Genomic DNA, 16,094 nt, shown 5'->3' with positions numbered 1-16,094 from the left:
GGGTTGACCGTCGACGCGGCCACCGCGCCGACGGTCATCCAGATCTGCCGGGCGCTCGACGGCATGCCGCTCGCCGTCGAGCTGGCCGCCGCCCGCCTGCGCACGATGTCGCTCGACCAGCTCGCCGCCCGCCTCGACGACCGGTTCCGGCTGCTCACCGGCGGCAGCAGGATGGCACTGCCGCGTCACCAGACGCTGCGTGCGGTCGTCGACTGGAGCTGGGACCTGCTCGACGACAGCGAGCGGACGCTCCTGCGCAGGCTCTCGGTGTTCTCCGGCGGTGCCACGCCGGAGGCGGTCGAGCAGGTGTGCGCCGGCTCCGGGCTGCCTGCCGACCGCGTGCTCGACCTGCTCACCGCGCTCGTGGACAAGTCACTCGTATTGCTTGCGGGCGACCGGTACCGGCTCCTGGAGACGATCAAGGCGTACGGCCGGGAACGGCTCACCGAGGCGGGGGAGACCGGCGCGGCGCAGACCGCGTTCGTCGACTGGTTCACCCGGTTCGCCGAGGTCGCGGAGCCGCATCTGCGGCGCGCGGAACAGCTCGAGTGGATCGCGTTGCTCGACGCCGACCGCGACAACCTGCATGCCGCGGTCCGCACCACGATCGCGACCGGTGCGGCAACCATGGCGACCCGCCTGGTCAACAGTGTCGGCTGGTACTGGTGGCTGAGCGGGGAGAAGACCGAGGGCGCCGAGCTGGCCGCGGCCGCGGTCACGATGCCGGGCGAGGTGCCGCCGAGGGACCGCGCACTCGCACTCGGACTCGCGGCGCTGCTCGCCATCGACAGCGTCTACGACCAGTCACGCGCGAAGACGTGGTTCCGGCAGGCCGTCGAGCTCGTCGTCACGGAGCACGTGGACGACCATCCGCTGCTGCGGCTGTTCGTGGCCCTCGACGAGGTGATGACGACCTTCGGCGGGCACGGCGAGGAGATGCGGCAGCACCTGAGCGACGTCATCGACGCCGAGGAGGACCCATGGGTCGTGGGGACCGCGCGGGCGATCCGGGCGCACTCCTACCTCAACGCGGGCGAGCAGCTCGCGAAGGCGGAGGTGGACTTCCGCGCCGGGCTCGCCGCGTTCCGGTCCGTCGGCGAGCGGTGGGGCATGTCGTTCACGCTGTGGTCACTCGCGGACCTGGTCGCGTGGCGCGGCGACTTCGCGACCGCCATCACCTACTACGAGGAGGCGAACACGCTGTTCGCCGAGCTCGTCACCAACGAGGATCTGGTGCGCTACCGGCTGAGCCTCGCGAGGCTGCGGATGCTGCTCGGTGACCACGACGCGGCCGCGGCCGCCCTCGCGGAGGCCGAGCGCGACGCCGAGCTCTCCGGCAGGCCGGAGAGCTTCGCCGCCGTGGCGCACGCGCGTGGTGAGTTCGCACGCTTCGCCGGTGACCTCGCCGAGGCGCACCGGCGGCTGGACGTCGCGGCGGACCTGGTCATCCGAGGGCAGCCGGGGAGTGCGGTGGCGCCGCAGTTCCGCGCGATCCTCGAGGGGTCGGGCGGCTACCTCGCCTCGGCGGAGGGCGACCTGGACGCCGCCGCGTCCCACCACGCCAGGGCGATGGAGCTGGCCATCGACAGCCACGACGCGCCGGTCGTCGCGACCGTCCTGGTCGGTTTCGCCGATCTCGCGTTGTGCCGGGGCGACGCGCGCCGGGCCGCGTTGCTGCTCGGTGCGAGCGAGGGGGTCCGCGGCATCAAGGACCTCTCGATGCTGGACTACGAGCGAGTCGAGGCAGGCGCCCGCGCGGCGCTGGGCGACGCCGCCTTCGACGAGGCCTACGCCGTGGGCCGCACCACGACGGTCGACACCGTCCGCGACCTCGTCGGTCACCCGAGCGCGGCATGAACGAGGTGGTGGCCGGCCCCCCGGACCGGCCACCACCTCGGGTCAGACCCGCTTGCGGAACGCACGCACCGCGAGCGGCGCGAAGACCGCCATCACACCGGCCGCCCACAGCAGCGCACCGGTCACCGGGCCCGTGACCGGGCCGCCGACCAGCAGACCGCGGACCGCGTCGGCCAGGATCGTCACCGGGTTCACGTCGACCCAGCCCTGCAGCCAGCCGGGCATCGTGTCGGTCGGCACGAACGCGTTGGACACGAACGTCAGCGGGAACATCACCGCGAACCCGAAGATCATCACCCGGTCCGGCTCGCTCACCAGCATGCCGACCAGCACCGAGATCCACGAGAACGCGATCGCGAGCGTCAGCAGCAGACCGAACGCGCCGAGCACGCCCGCGACGCCGGTGCCGACCCGGAAGCCCATGATCGCGCCGAGCCCGAGCAGCAGGGCCATCGCCCATGCCTGCTTCACCGCGTCCGCCGCGATCCGCCCGGCGAGCGGTGCCCACCTGGCGATCGGCAGCGCGCGCAGGCGGTCGAACACGCCCTTGGTCAGGTCGTTGTTCAGGCCGACACCGGTGTTCAAGGTGCCGAACAACGCGTTCTGCACGATGATCCCGGGCAGGGCGAAGGTCAGGTAGTCGCCGGTGGACCCGGCGATCGCGCCGCCGAACACGTACGTGAACAGCAGCAGGAACATGATCGGCTGGATGCTGAAGTCGATCAGCTCCATCGGGTTGTGCTTGATCTGCACCAGAGTGCGCCACGACAGCGACACGCTCTGGCGGAGACCTTCTGCCGGCCGCACCCGCTGCGGCAGCGCCACGGCGGCGGTCATGCTGAGGTCCTTTCCAAGTCAGGAGTATTGGTTGGTTCTTCCGCGCGGTGCCCGGTCAGGCTCAGGAACACCTCGTCGAGGCTCGCGCTCCGCAGCGCCAGCTCGGCCACGGTCACCCTTGCGTCGTCGAGCCTGCGGACCACGGCGGGCAGCAGCGCCGGATCGGTCACCGACGCGGTGACGGTCGCGCCCTCCACCGCCGGCTCGAACCCGGTCAGCTCCCGCACGATCGCGGTCACGACCGGCAGGTCGGCGGCATCCGACGGCCGCACCACGAGTGGCTGCACGCCGGTGCGTGCCTTCAGCTCCTGTGGCGTGCCGGTGGCGATGACCCGGCCGTGGTCGATGACCGCGATCTCGTCCGCGAGCACGTCGGCTTCATCGAGGTACTGCGTCGTGAGCAGCACGGTGACGCCGTCCGCGACGAGGTCGCGCACGATCTGCCACAGGTCGAGGCGACTGCGCGGGTCCAGCCCGGTGGTCGGCTCGTCGAGGAACAGCACCCTTGGCCTGCCGACCAGGCAGGCGGCCAGGTCCAGCCTGCGGCGCATGCCGCCCGAGTACGTCTTCGCCGCCCGGCCCTCGGCGTCGGCCAGCCCGAACCGCGTGAGCAACTCGCGGGCGCCGGACCTGGCCTCGGCCCGGGACTGGCCGAGCAGCCTGCCGATGAGCAGCAGGTTCTCGGTGCCGGTGAGCATCTCGTCGACCGAGGCGTACTGCCCGGTCAGGCCGATGACCTGGCGCACCCGGTGCGCGTCGCGGGCGACGTCGTACCCGCACACCTCCGCGTGCCCGGCGTCGGGTGCGAGCAGCGTGGCGAGGATGCGGACGGCGGTCGTCTTGCCCGCGCCGTTCGGGCCGAGGATGCCGAGCACGCTGCCGGTGCGTGCCGCGAGATCGACGCCGTCGAGCGCCGTCGTCTCCCCGAACCGCTTGGCCAGCCCTTCGGCCAGCACGGCGTTGTTCATGATGGTCCCCCTCGGGAAACAAGCCCGGGACGTGATCGTCCCGGTGTCGTCGCCGACGATGCGCCCGGCAGCTGACACGGGGCTGAGATCTGCCTGATCCGCGTGTCAGTACGGCTGACACAGCGTGAGGACTAGGCTTTCCGACATGTCGACCACCGTCTCCGCGATCAATCCCGTGGCACTGTCGAAGCGCCTCGACCGGGCGGCGGCCGCCGCCGCGAGTGCCGGGGTGGACGCACTGCTCATGGCGCCCGGTTCGGACCTGCGGTACCTGCTCGGCGCCGGTGGCGGCTCGTTCGAGCGCCTCACCTGTCTCGTGGTGCCTGCCGACGGCTCGCCGACACTCGTGGTGCCGAGGCTGGAGGCACCCGGCTACGACCCGGTGCCGATCGGGGAACTGGGGATCGAGCTGGCGACGTGGGTCGACGGCGAGGACCCGTACGGCCTGGTCGCGTCCGTGGTCGGCAAGCCGGCGAAGGTCGCGGTCGGCGACATGATGGTCGCGCTGCACGTACTGGGGCTGCGTGGCGCGCTGCCGGACGCGGAGCAGGTGCTGGCGGGGCCGATCGTGCGTGAGCTGCGGATGCGCAAGGACGCCGAGGAGGTCGCCGCGTTGCGGGCCGCGGGTGCCGCGATCGACCGCGTGCACGCCCGCATGGGCGAGTTCCTGCGGGTCGGCCGCACGGAAGCCGAGGTGGGCGCGGACATCGCCGACGCGATCGTCGAGGAGGGGCACTCGGTCGCAGAGTTCGTCATCGTCGGCTCCGGCCCGAACGGCGCGAGCCCGCACCACAGCCTGTCCGATCGCGTCATCGAGGACGGGGATGTCGTGGTGATCGACATCGGCGGCCCGGTGCCCGAGGGCTACTGCTCGGACAGCACGCGCACCTACGTGATGGGCGAGCCACGCGATACGGATGTATCGAAGACCTACGCGGTGTTGCAGGCGGCCCAGCAGGCCGCGGTCGACGCTGTCCGCCCCGGTGTGCGGGCACAGGACATCGACGCGGCCGCCCGCCAGGTGATCGCCGACGCAGGCCTCGGCGAGTACTTCATCCATCGCACGGGTCATGGCATCGGGCTCGACGTGCACGAGCACCCGTACATCGTGGGCGGCAACGACATGCCGCTCGAGCCGGGCATGGCGTTCTCCGTCGAGCCCGGCATCTACCAGCCGGGCCGGTGGGGCGCGCGGATCGAGGACATCGTGGTGGTCACCGAGGACGGCGTCGAGCCGCTCAACACCCGCCCGCACGATCTCGTGTCGCTGCCGACCCGATGACCGCGTCCGAGCTGGAGCCGATCGACCAGGCGATCGCGCGGGAGCTGGCCGACGATGGCCGGTGCAGCTTCACCGACCTGGCCGAGCGGGTCGGGCTGTCCGTGTCCGCCGTGCACCAGCGGGTGCGGCGGCTCGAGCAGCGCGGCGTCATCCGCGGGTACCACGCGCAGCTCAACGGCGAGGTCATCGGCCTGTCGCTGACCGCGTTCATCTCGCTGACCCCGATCGACCCCGCCGCGCCGGACGACTATCCGCACCGGCTCGAGCACATCCGCGAGATCGAGGCGTGCTACTCGGTGGCGGGCGACGAGTCCTACATCCTGCTGGTCCGGGTGGCCTCCCCGGCCGCGCTCGAGGACCTGCTGCGGCAGATCCGCGAGGCCGCGAAGGTGTCCACCCGGACCACGGTCGTGCTGTCGACCCCGTACGAGGGCCGGTCGCCCGCGCTGTAGCAAGAGGACGCGCCTGCCAGAACCGGGTCAAGGCGGCCGCCCTGTCCGAGGTGGAGGCACTCGGACAGGGCGGACCGCTGGCGGGCGTTCTTACCGGGCGGAGCGCAGGAAGTCCGCCAGGCCCTTCAAGTCATCCGTATTGATGTGGTCGGCGTCCGCGGCCACCAGCTCCCGCCACACCGCGTCCCGCTCCGGGCCCGCGACGTCCGGGGTGGCCCAGAACCGGACCCGCTGGCCCGCGCGATGCGCGGTCCGCACGATCTCCCGCAGCTCGGCCTTCTCGTCGGCAGGCATCGGGCCGGCGCCGGTCCACGAGAACAGGGTCGTCCAGTTGTCCGACACCAGTGGCGTCAGGCGCGCGTCGGAGCCAGGGCCGAGATCCGACTCGTTGGCAATACGACCGTCATAGAACGCGACGCGGGTGCGCTGGGCCTCCATCGTGGCGCGGGGCCGGTTGCCCGACACCACCGCGGTGACCGCGCCGCGGCGCACGTGGCCGTACCGGTAGGCGGTCCACAGGAACGCGTAGCGCGGCTCGCGCAGCAGCGTGTCGAGCGCGGCGTAGGTCGACTCGCCCTCTGTCTTGAGGTCGATCAGCAGCTGGAAGCCCCGATGGCCGCGGTAGACGCCGCCGTGGTTGTCGATCACCCGCTCCCGCAACGGTTCCAGGTACAGCGACGTCAGCGTCCGCGCCGGGTCGAGGTCTTCGGGGTCGTGCGCGACGAGCAGATCGCCGCCGACGAGGTAGATGTCGGCCTCGACGCTCGTGAAGCCCTCGCCGAGCGCGTCGAACAGGGGCCGGTCGTGCTCGTAGTCGTTGTGCGCGTGGGCTTGCGCGAGCGGGCGGACCCGGTCGTGCACGGGTGTGGCGGTCGCGGGCACCGAGCCGGCGACGAGGCCGAGGACGGCCAGCAGTAGGAGCAGGGGACGCCGCACGGGACAACCTCCAGAGTCTTCGGGTGGCCGACACGGTAGGGCACCGCGACGAACCACGGGTGAACCCCCGATGATCGTCGCCGGGCATGATCGAGGCCATGGCCGACACCGCACCCGAACGCCACTACCGCGTCGACGCCATCCTGTGCGACCTCGACGGGGTGCTCCGCCCTAGCTGGCGGCTGCGTGCAGGTCGCCTTCCTCGTCGGGGAGGCACGACGCCGCCCGGTCGACCGAGGTGAGGAACTCCGACAGGCACTGACCGAACTGCTTGTGCCCGTTCGCGTTGGGGTGGAAGGATTCCTGCAGCGCGTGGGTGGCGCGGTCGTCGTGTTCGAGGTTGTCCCACTCGACCGCTAGGCGGCGGAACCACTCGCTGCTCGGGTCGCGCTCGGAGGAGCACGCCTCCCGTCCGGTCCCGGCACGCGACAGGTCGAGGAACCGGGCGCCCGCGTTGCGTGCCGCCGTGCGCACCCCGGCGGTGAGCACCGGTACCGCGTCCTCCTCCACCCACCTCAGGTCCTGCGTCAGGAACGGGCAGCCGGACAGGTCGAGCAGGTCGCGGTCGACGTCCGGGCCGACCGGCGCCGCGTACGACTGGACGACCAGCGAGTAGTCGTCGCGTGCGTAACCCGCGTTGCGCATCACGGTCCTGATGTCCCGCAACGCCATCGTCAGCTTGGGGATCATCCGGTCGACGCGCCGCTCCCACCCCGGGCCGACCTGCTTGCCGCACGGCTGCCCGCGCCCGGCCCACGCCTGCACGCACGAGTCGAGCACGTGGGAGAAGGACGGGTCGTCGTTGGCGCCGGACGCCACCACGATCGCCGTCACCCGGTTGCGGGTGGCGATCCGCGCGAGCTGCTTGGACTGCGAGGTCTCGGTGTACTGCTCGACCTTGCCGAGCCCGACCTGCGCGGACGGCGCGCCGGAACAGGCGAGGTTGTAGGCCGCGTCCACGCCGGGCACCCGTACCTGGAAGATCGACGCGTGGGGGGAGCGGTGGCACCAGTTGCCCTTGTCCCCGTCGGTGCCCGGCTCGTAGTCGCCAGCGCCCTCACCGGAAATCGTGCTGTCACCCATGGCGACGATCACCGTCGGTGCGTCCTCCGGCGGTCCCCGCAACGGTTCCGGCGCCGGGAACCGGTGGTCACCGGCCAGCCCGAGCGTGGCCACGACGAGGACGAGAAGGAGAACAAGCCATCCCGATGGTCGCATCAGGACCCAGTGTAGGGAGGCCACCGTGCGCGGCATGACGCGGCCGACCCCCGGTTACCGCGGGGGTCGGCCGCTAGTCCGCCTCCCCGGAAAATCAAAAGTGCTGGTATCGACCCAGCGCCACCTGCGGATCGCGGGTGGTTGGTGGCTGGGTGCCGTCACGTTCCCCCGAAATCACTGTTGGTCAGGCCAAGACCCTCGCGCAAAGATCAAAGGACAGGCACTAGATCGGGCGTCGTTCCAGGTCGGGGTTGCGGGCGTCGAGCGCGGCGGTCGCCGTTGACTGTTGCGCCGTCTGCGCGCTGACCCCGGCCCACCGCAGCACGGTCGCCCGCGCCGCCGCAGCGTCCGCCGCGTTCAGGCGGGCGATGTTCGCACCGTGGTTGGCACCCGGCGCGGTGAACGTGAACGAGTCCTTGTTGCTGGGGTGGAACGGTTCCGCACCCCACGGGTCGTCGGAGCCGTACACGAACAGCATCTGACTGGACTTCTTCGTGACCCAGTTGTCGACGTCGGCCATCGGCCACGCGTCGTGCCGCGACTTGAGCTCGGCGGGCAGGCTGGAGTTCGCCTGGTAGAGCGCCGGGTAGTGCAGCCCGTCGGCGAGGTAGCGGAACTTCGGCTGCGGCCAGCCGAGCTGGGTCGCCGCCTGGTAGTAGTACGGCGCGTAGGGCAGGATCCCCTCGTCGGCGTAGAACCCGAAGCCCGCGATCTGGTCGATGAACGCGAAGATCTCGTCGCTCGTCGCGTCCCGGCCGGGCACGTCGCAGTTCGCCTCGGAGTTGTACTGCCAGAACGCCCACTCGGTGTCGAGCACCGCCATCTCGAACGCCTTGTCCGTCGACCCGAAGACCCGGTCGAAGTGCAGGCCCTGTTCGGCGGCGAGGGCGTCGTACCGGTTCACCATGTCGGTGCGCCGCGACAACGCCTCGTCCTGCAGCTCCTTCAGCGCCGTGCGGCACGCGGGCGTGCTGCCGACCGAGTCGAAGAACTCGTCGTACGCCCGGTCGTCGCGGTTGTCCGGGTCGCTCGGCGCGACGTACGCGACCACGCCGTCGACGTCCCTCGAGTAGAAGCGGCGGTGGTACACCGAGGTCATGCCGCCCTTGCTGGCGCCGGTGGACAGCCACTTCGCCGCGTAGACACCCTTCAGCGCCTGCGTGATCCGGTGGTGGTCGGTCGCCGCCTGCCAGATGTCGAGCTTGTCCCACTTCGCCGGGTTGGGCCGCGATGGCTCGAAGAACCGCTGCTCCACCGAGATCTGGTTGCCGTCGACGAGCTGTGTCGGCTCGGCGCGGAACGCGTACTCCGGCATGTCGTAGCCGGTGGTGTGCAGGATCATCGGGCGGCTCACGTCACGGTGGAGCAGCTGTAGCCGCTGTTCGAACGTGGGCCCGGACGGATTGGTGTGATCGACCGGCTGCCGGTACGTGAGGAAGAAGAACCGGTGGCCCGGAGAGGGTGGAGCCTCCTCGGACACGACGGTCATGCCGGGGATCGCGGCGAGCCGGTCGGCGATGTCGGCGGGCGCGGCATGGGCAGACGCGGTCGTGGTGAGGCCGATCGCGGTGGTGGCGAGCAGGGTTGCCGCCATCGCCGCGAACGTTCTTCTTCGGTTGTGCACGCGAGACTCCCTCGGGGTCGCAGGGTCACCTCGCGGGGATTGTTCCCGAGCCTTGCACCGGGCACAGCCGCCAAAAGGACTGCTGTTGGCGTCGGATGACACGGGTCGTGCGCCCGGCGTCGCCCCTGCGCACGCCGGGCGCATCCCGTCAGGCCTTCAAGGGGCCAGATTCAGTCGCTGTCCCCGTGGTCCCGCCACCACTGCTGCCCCGACTCTGGCAGCGTGCCGATCGGGTCGTAGTACGGGTAGTGGCGGGACAGGGCGTCGGCGTCGGCGCCCTCGATGCCGGTGCGGTAGTTCTTCGTCCAGTACGAGACGCCGCGCTCGCGGTCGTACTCGGCCAGCTGGTGCACCCACCGCTTCCCCACGTAGGGCACGTCGCAGATGATGCGCGGGGTCGCGTAGCCGGGCAGGTAGCCCATGATCGCGTGCTGGAGCGACTGCGCCTCCCATACGGCGACCCGCCAGTGCTCGGCGTTCGGGATCATGTCGCACATGTAGAAGTAGTACGGCAGGATGTTCGCCTCGCCCTGCAGCGCGAAGCACAGGTCCAGCAGGTCATCCGGGGTCGCGTTGACGCCCCGCATCAGCACGCCCTGGTTGCGGACGTCGCGCACACCGACTTCCAGCGCCGTCCTCGCGGCCTCCGCGACCAGCGGGGTCACCGACTGCGCGTGGTTGACGTGCGTGTGGATCGCCAGGTTGACGCCGCGGCGGTGCGCGGTGCGCCCGACCCGCTCGAGACCCTCGACGACCTTGGGCTGCAGCCAGTGCTGCGGCATGCCGGCGAGCGCCTTCGTGGCGAGGCGGATGTCCCGCACGGTCTCGATGTCCAGCAGCCGCATCAGGAACGACTCGAGCTGGTGCCACGGCACGTTCGCCACGTCGCCGCCGGAGACCACCACGTCGCGGACGCCGGGGGTTCGCTTCAGGTAGTCGATCATCTGGTCCTGGCGGTCGACCGGCTTGAGCGTCAGCTTGTGCTTGTCCACCGAGGGGGTCGAGTTGCCGACCAGGTCCATCCGCGTGCAGTGGCCGCAGTACTGCGGGCACGTCGACAGCAGTTCGGCCAGCACCTTGGTCGGGTACCGGTGGGTCAGTCCCTCGACGACCCACATCTCCGCCTCGTGCAGGGAGTCGCGCGACGAGTGCGGGTGGTTCGGCCACGCCGGGTCGCGATCGCTCGCGACGGGCATCATGTAGCGCCGCACCGGGTCGGTGAGGAACTCCTTGGTGATGTCGTCACCGGTCGCGGTCGGCGCCATCGTGTTCAGCATCTGCGGCGGCAGCAGCATCGACATCGTCGCCAGCCGCTCCTGGTCCGCGGCGAGGTCCTCGTAGAACGACTCCGCCAGCAGATCGCCCATCACCGCGCGTAGCTGCTTGATGTTCTTCACGCAGTGCACACGTTGCCACTGCGCGTCGCGCCACTGGGCGTCCGTGACGTGGCGCCATCCGGGGAACCGGCGCCAGTCCGGCTCGACCAGCTCTCGTCTGACGTACTCGTACGGTTGCCGTCCGGTCTCCTCGACTGCGTCGGAGACCGTCGTGGCGGCGGTGACCGCATCGTGCAGCGCCGTCATCCGTCCTCCTGGTGGCTAGGTTGACGTAAAGATATGCTGCCAGAACGTAGTACAGACGTAAATCCTACGGAAGGAGGGTTGCGCGTGTCATCCCCTTACGGATCATCCCCCTACGGACTGCATCGGGTGGTCGAGCCCGCTGGCGTGCTGCCGCAGCAAGCGTGGCGACTGTCGACCGAGCCTGGGTCGTGGCCGGATGAAATCCTGGTTGACGTCGAGCGCCTGAACCTGGACGCGGCCTCCTACCGTCAGCTACGGGAGGAGCACGGGACCCCGGACGCCATGCGCCGCGCGGTCGCCGGGATCATCGAGCAGCGCGGGAAGATGCACAATCCCGTGACCGGTTCCGGCGGGATGCTGCTCGGCACGGTCCGCGAGGTCGGGCCCGAGTCCCCGCTCGGTCTCAAGGTGGGCGACCGGATCGCGACGCTCGTGTCGCTCACGCTCACGCCGCTCCGGATCGATGGTGGCCTGGACGGGCTCGCCGACTGGTCGGGGGAGAGCGAGCAGGTGCCGTGCCGGGGGACGGCGGTGCTGTTCGGGCGCTCCATCGCGGCCGTGCTGCCACCGGACCTGCCCGACGAGCTGTCACTGTCGGTCCTCGACGTGTGCGGCGCACCAGCGCTGACCGACCGGGTCGTGCGTGACGCCGGTTCCGGGTCATCCGTATTGGTACTGGGCGGTGGCGGCAAGTCGGGCAGCCTGTCGCTGGCCGCGGCCCGACGGGCGGGTGCTGGGCGGCTCGTGGCGCTCGTGCCGACCGAGGCCGAGGCCGACGCGGTCCTGGCGGCCGGGCTCGCCGACGAGATCGTCGTCGCCGACGCGCGGAACGCGGTGGCGGTGGCCGAGGCGGTCGGCGACCAGGTCGACGTGACGATCGTGTGCGTCGACGTACCCGGCTGCGAGCACGGCGCGGTCCTGGCCACCTCGGACGGCGGCACGGTCGTGTTCTTCTCGATGGCCACGTCGTTCTCGGCGGCGGCGCTCGGTGCGGAAGGGCTTGCCTCGGACGTCCGCATGCTCATCGGCAACGGGTACGTGCCCGGTCACGCGGCGTTCGCGCTCGACCTGTTCCGCGAAACGCCAGGCGTCCGCGAGTTGTTCGAGCGTCGGGAACGGCACACTTCACCGACATGACGACCCTGTACACCAACGCGCGGGTCCAGGGCGGCGCGACCGCCATGGCCGTCGAAGCAGGTCAGGTGACCTGGCTCGGCACGGAGTACCCGGGCCAGGTCGCGGGCACGGTCGACCTGGCCGGTGCGTTCGTCACGCCCGCGTTCGTGGACGCCCACGTGCACGCCACGTCGGCAGGTCTGTTGCGCACCGGCCTGGACCTGACGGGCACCGAGTCGTTGTCCGACCTGCTCGACGCGGTCCGCGATCGTGCCGATACGGATGTATTGCTGTGGGGCCACGGCTGGGACGAGACCCGCTGGCCGGAGAACCGGCCGCCGACCCGGGCGGAGCTGGACGCGGTGGCAGCCGGGGCGGCCGTGTACCTGTCGCGGGTCGACGTGCATTCGGCCCTGGCGTCGACGGCGCTCGTCGACCTCGTGCCGGCGGCGCGGACGGCCGCGGGCTGGTCCGCCGACGGCCCGTTGGCCCAGGACGCGCACCACCACGTGCGCCGCGCGGCCCGCGAGTCGATCACCCAGGAGCAGCGCACGGCGGCCCAGCTGGCGTTTTTGCGGCACGCCGCGTCGATGGGCATCGCCTGCGTGCACGAGTGCGCTGGCCCGGACATCTCCGGTGCCGACGACCTCGCCGACCTGCTTGCCAGGTCGGGTGACCTGCCACAGGTGGTCGGTTACTGGGGTGCGCTCGGCGAGCCTGTGCCCGGTGTAAAGGGACTGGCGGGCGACCTGTTCGTCGACGGCGCGTTCGGCTCCCGCACCGCGGCGCTGCTGGCGCCCTACACGGACGCCCCGCACACCAGCGGCGCGCGTTACCTGAGCGCCGAGCAGATCGCCGACCACGTCGTCGCCTGCACGGAGGCCGGTCGCCAGGCCGGTTTCCACGTGATCGGCGACGCGGCGGCGGCCGAGGTGGTGACCGGTTTCCAGCTCGCCGAGAAGGTGAACGGGGAGCGGGCGCTCGTCGCCGCTGGCCACCGCATCGAGCACCTGGAGATGGTCACCGACGCGCAGATCGACGAACTGGCGCGCCTCGGTGTGATCGCGTCGGTGCAGCCGCTGTTCGACGCGTACTGGGGCGGACCGGATGGCATGTACGCGCAACGGCTCGGCGATCGCGCCGCGGCGCTGAACCCCTTCGCGAAGCTCGCCGCGCGGGGCGTCCGGCTGGCGCTGGGCTCCGACGCCCCGGTCACCACGGTCGACCCGTTGGCCACGGTCCGCGCGGCGGTGGCACACCGCACGCCCGGTTCAGGCCTGACGTGGGAGCAGGCGTTCGCCGCGCACACCGAGGGCGGCTGGCACGCGGCGGGCCTGACCGGCGGCCGCCTCGAGGTCGGTGCTCCCGCGACCTTCGCGGTGTGGGACGGCGATCCCCGCACGTCGTCGCCGCGCTGCCTTCGCACTGTCCACAATGGAATGACCATACACGCAACGGAGTGCGATGATGCCCTTGCTTGACCTGGATCCCGACGTCGTCGCGACCGCGCGCAAGCTCGCCGCGCGGGCCGCGGCACCGGTCGTGCGCATCGCGAGAGCGCACACCACGGTCGCCGTCGAGCGCGCGACCCTGCGGCTCGCGGGCATCACGGGTGCGGACTCCACCCACAGAGCGGGCGACGTGCCGTGGGTCAACCGCGTCGTCGACACCGTCCGCGAGCACTGCGGCCTCGAGCACGGCGTCGTCCTGCCCGCCTTCCACGCCATGCGCGAACACGATCTCGGCTCGCTCACCGACTTGGCGGAGGCGACCGCGGCCGGGCAGATCCAGTACCGCGTCCCGGAAGGCCGCGAAGCCGATCGTGCCGCGAAGGCGAGCCGGGTCGCGATCGCCAGGGGCCTGCGCACGGTCGACCGCAACCGCGCCCAGCGCGACCGGCTCGTCGGCAAGTACGGCAACCCGCCGCGACGGCCCTGGATCTACCTCATCGTCGCGACCGGCGACATCGACGAGGACGTCGTGCAGGCCGCCAGCGCCGCCCGCGCGGGCGCGGACATCATCGCGGTGATCCGCTCCACCGGGCAGTCCCTCCTGGACTACGTGCCGGAAGGCGCGACACACCACGGGTTCGCGGGCACCTACGCCACGCAGGAGAACTTCCGGATCATGCGTGCCGCCATGGACGACGTGTCCAAGGAGGTCGGCCGCTACATCCGCGTGACGAACTACGCGTCGGGCCTGTGCATGCCGGAGATCGCCGTCCTCGGCGGCCTCCAGCGCCTCGACATGATGTTGAACGACTCGATGTACGGCATCCTGTTCCGCGACATCAACCCGATCCGCACGTTCGTCGACCAGCGGTTCTCCCGGCAGGTCCACGCCCGCGCCGGCATCATCATCAACACCGGCGAGGACAACTACCTCACCACCGCCGACGCCGTGGACGCCGCGCACACCGTCACCGTGTCGCAGCTGCTCAACGAGCACTTCGCGCACGAGGCCGGCCTGCCGGACGAGCTGCTCGGCCTCGGCCACGCGTTCGAGATCAACCCGAAGGTCCCCGAGTCGTTCCGCCTCGAACTGGCGCACGCGCTGCTGGCCAGGGAGCTGTTCCCCGACGCGCCGCTCAAGTGGATGCCGCCCACGAAGCACATGACGGGCGACGTGTTCAACGGCTACCTGCTCGACGGGTTCTTCAACCTCGCCGGTGTCCTCACCGGACAGTCGATCCTGCTGGTCGGCATGATGACCGAGGCCGTGGTGACGCCGTTCCTGTCCGACCGCGACCTCGCGCTGCAGAACGTGCGGTACGTGCTCGACGCGGCCGCGGGACTGCGCGAGGACTTCCGCCCTGCGCCCGGCGGGCTCATCGTCAAGCGTGCCCACCAGGTGCTCGGCGAGGCGGTCGACCTGCTCGACCGGATCGTCCGCGACGGCCTGCTCGACGCCATCGCCGACGGCACGTTCGGACTCATGAAACGCCCGCCGGACAAGGGAAAGGGCGCCGACGGCGTGATCGAGAAGGCCGACGGCTACCGCAACCCGGCAGCCGACCTGCTGGAGACGGGGGAGACGAAATGAGCTCGGCGAACCGCGGCGCGGCGCAGCACATCCGGCCGTACGGCGACACCACCGGCGACGGCATGGTGCAGACCTCGTTCACGCTGCCCATCCCGCCCGGCCCGAAGGCCGAGGGCGCGGCCATGCAGCTGGCCAACAAGATGGGCATCGAGCCAGCCATGGTCGTGCACTCGCACGGCATCGGCGGGGAGTTCACGTTCTTCGTGGTCTACGGGTCGGTGCGCCACCTGGTGGACCTCGACGCGATCACCGTCGTCGAGCGCGAGTACCCGCTGCTGTCGCCGACGGAGGTCAACGGCGAGGTCAGGAAGATGATGCGGCGCAAGCTGGTCGTGGTCGGCGGCTGCATCGGCACCGACGCGCACACGGTCGGCATCGACGCGATCCTCAACATCAAGGGCTTCGCCGGTGAGAAGGGCCTCGAGTACTACCGCGAGCTGAAGGTGGTCAACCTCGGTGCGCAGGTCACCGTGCCGGAGCTGGTGAAGAGCGCCCGTGCGGAGAAGGCCGACGCGGTGCTGGTGTCGCAGGTCGTCACCCAGCGCGACGCGCACATCCTCAACACGCAGGAGATGTCGGCGGCGTTCCGCGAGGCCATGGGCGACCGGCGCCCGGTGCTGATCGCCGGTGGTCCCCGGTTCGACCCCATGATGGCCGGGCAGCTGGGGGTGGACCGGGTCTTCGGCCGCGGCACCACGCCGGGCGAGGTCGCGAGCTATCTCGTACACGCGATGAAGGAGAACAGGAAGGTGGCGGCGTGACTCTCGAGGTGGGTTTCTCTGTTACGCACCGGCGGTACGTGCCCTACGCGCACGCGCACTACGGCGGCAACCTGGTGGACGGCGCCTACGGGCTGGCCATGTTCGGTGACGTGGCGACCGATCTCGCCATCCACACCGACGGTGACGAGAGCCTGCTCGCCGGGTACTCGAACGTGGAGTTCCTCGCACCCATCCAGGCCGGTGACGTGGTCGAGGTGACCGCGACGGTGACCCGCGTCGGCACGCGCTCCCGCGACCTCGCGTTCGAGGCCCGGGTGCTCTGCCGCGCCGCGCCGGAACGCGGTCCGTCCGCCGCCGACGTGCTCGACCCGCCGGTGGTGGCGACGAGGGCGGCCGCGACCATCGTCGTGCCGCCGACGGCTCTCACCGCGAAATAGGAAGGCGGTCCCGTCCGGTC

General features: G+C 70.9%; 14 protein-coding genes. 8 read left to right on the top strand and 6 right to left on the bottom strand.

Features of this window, described 5'->3' with window-relative positions:
• On the top strand, positions 1-1,857 hold a 1,857-nt coding region (locus WBA97_RS15380; protein WP_424231486.1), incomplete at its 5' end, for an ATP-binding protein.
• A 42-nt stretch (positions 1,858-1,899) separates the two neighbouring features.
• Here WBA97_RS15380 and WBA97_RS15375 read toward each other — a convergent pair.
• Together WBA97_RS15375 and WBA97_RS15370 are read right to left on the bottom strand one after the other, a co-directional pair.
• Positions 1,900-2,694, bottom strand: a complete 795-nt coding sequence (locus tag WBA97_RS15375) for an ABC transporter permease (RefSeq protein WP_424231485.1) — start codon at positions 2,692-2,694, stop codon at positions 1,900-1,902.
• On the bottom strand, positions 2,691-3,662 hold the full coding sequence (locus tag WBA97_RS15370) for an ATP-binding cassette domain-containing protein (RefSeq protein WP_424231484.1): 972 nt from the start codon (positions 3,660-3,662) through the stop codon (positions 2,691-2,693). The genes WBA97_RS15375 and WBA97_RS15370 overlap by 4 nt, the downstream gene beginning before the upstream one ends.
• Positions 3,663-3,807: 145 nt before the next feature.
• Between WBA97_RS15370 and WBA97_RS15365 the strand changes: the two genes are divergently transcribed.
• Positions 3,808-4,944: a M24 family metallopeptidase gene (locus WBA97_RS15365; protein ID WP_424231483.1), complete on the top strand. Its 1,137-nt coding sequence runs from the start codon at positions 3,808-3,810 to the stop codon at positions 4,942-4,944.
• Positions 4,941-5,396 (top strand): Lrp/AsnC family transcriptional regulator, encoded by a 456-nt coding sequence (locus tag WBA97_RS15360; RefSeq protein ID WP_184809867.1) that lies wholly within the window; start codon positions 4,941-4,943, stop codon positions 5,394-5,396. Before WBA97_RS15365 ends, WBA97_RS15360 begins: the two co-directional genes overlap by 4 nt.
• Positions 5,397-5,486: 90 nt before the next feature.
• Here the strand turns inward: WBA97_RS15360 and WBA97_RS15355 are convergent, their stop codons facing one another.
• The 4 genes from WBA97_RS15355 to WBA97_RS15340 all read right to left on the bottom strand — a co-directional run bounded on the left by WBA97_RS15355 (position 5,487) and on the right by WBA97_RS15340 (position 10,757).
• On the bottom strand, positions 5,487-6,332 hold the full coding sequence (locus WBA97_RS15355; protein WP_424231482.1) for a phosphatidylinositol-specific phospholipase C/glycerophosphodiester phosphodiesterase family protein: 846 nt from the start codon (positions 6,330-6,332) through the stop codon (positions 5,487-5,489).
• A 171-nt stretch (positions 6,333-6,503) separates the two neighbouring features.
• Complete coding sequence (locus WBA97_RS15350; protein WP_424231481.1) at positions 6,504-7,550, bottom strand: GDSL-type esterase/lipase family protein; 1,047 nt, start codon at positions 7,548-7,550, stop codon at positions 6,504-6,506.
• 223 nt (positions 7,551-7,773) lie between these two features.
• A complete protein-coding gene (locus WBA97_RS15345) occupies positions 7,774-9,174 on the bottom strand; it encodes an aminopeptidase (protein WP_424231480.1) in 1,401 nt (466 codons plus the stop codon).
• 170 nt (positions 9,175-9,344) lie between these two features.
• Positions 9,345-10,757: a KamA family radical SAM protein gene (locus WBA97_RS15340; RefSeq protein WP_424231479.1), complete on the bottom strand. Its 1,413-nt coding sequence runs from the start codon at positions 10,755-10,757 to the stop codon at positions 9,345-9,347.
• A 126-nt stretch (positions 10,758-10,883) separates the two neighbouring features.
• Here WBA97_RS15340 and WBA97_RS15335 point away from each other — a divergent pair, with 126 nt between their 5' ends.
• The 5 genes from WBA97_RS15335 to WBA97_RS15315 are packed head-to-tail and all read left to right on the top strand — an operon-like array spanning position 10,884 to position 16,074.
• Positions 10,884-11,894, top strand: a complete 1,011-nt coding sequence (locus WBA97_RS15335; protein ID WP_424231478.1) for an L-erythro-3,5-diaminohexanoate dehydrogenase — start codon at positions 10,884-10,886, stop codon at positions 11,892-11,894.
• Positions 11,891-13,354 (top strand): amidohydrolase, encoded by a 1,464-nt coding sequence (locus WBA97_RS15330; protein WP_424231477.1) that lies wholly within the window; start codon positions 11,891-11,893, stop codon positions 13,352-13,354. Before WBA97_RS15335 ends, WBA97_RS15330 begins: the two co-directional genes overlap by 4 nt.
• Positions 13,338-14,915 (top strand): lysine 5,6-aminomutase subunit alpha, encoded by a 1,578-nt coding sequence (locus WBA97_RS15325; protein ID WP_424231476.1) that lies wholly within the window; start codon positions 13,338-13,340, stop codon positions 14,913-14,915. The genes WBA97_RS15330 and WBA97_RS15325 overlap by 17 nt, the downstream gene beginning before the upstream one ends.
• Positions 14,912-15,676 carry an OAM dimerization domain-containing protein gene (locus WBA97_RS15320; protein WP_424231475.1) on the top strand — a complete coding sequence of 255 codons (765 nt, stop codon included), beginning with the start codon at positions 14,912-14,914 and terminating at the stop codon, positions 15,674-15,676. The genes WBA97_RS15325 and WBA97_RS15320 overlap by 4 nt, the downstream gene beginning before the upstream one ends.
• On the top strand, positions 15,673-16,074 hold the full coding sequence (locus WBA97_RS15315; protein ID WP_424231474.1) for a hotdog domain-containing protein: 402 nt from the start codon (positions 15,673-15,675) through the stop codon (positions 16,072-16,074). Before WBA97_RS15320 ends, WBA97_RS15315 begins: the two co-directional genes overlap by 4 nt.
• Positions 16,075-16,094: the final 20 nt, after the last annotated feature.

Origin of the sequence: Actinophytocola sp., from assembly GCF_049647105.1 — a bacterium.
In the GTDB taxonomy this organism is placed as follows: domain Bacteria; phylum Actinomycetota; class Actinomycetes; order Mycobacteriales; family Pseudonocardiaceae; genus Actinophytocola.
Note: the sequence above shows the minus strand (reverse complement) of the source record. Positions and strands in the feature narration are given on the sequence as shown.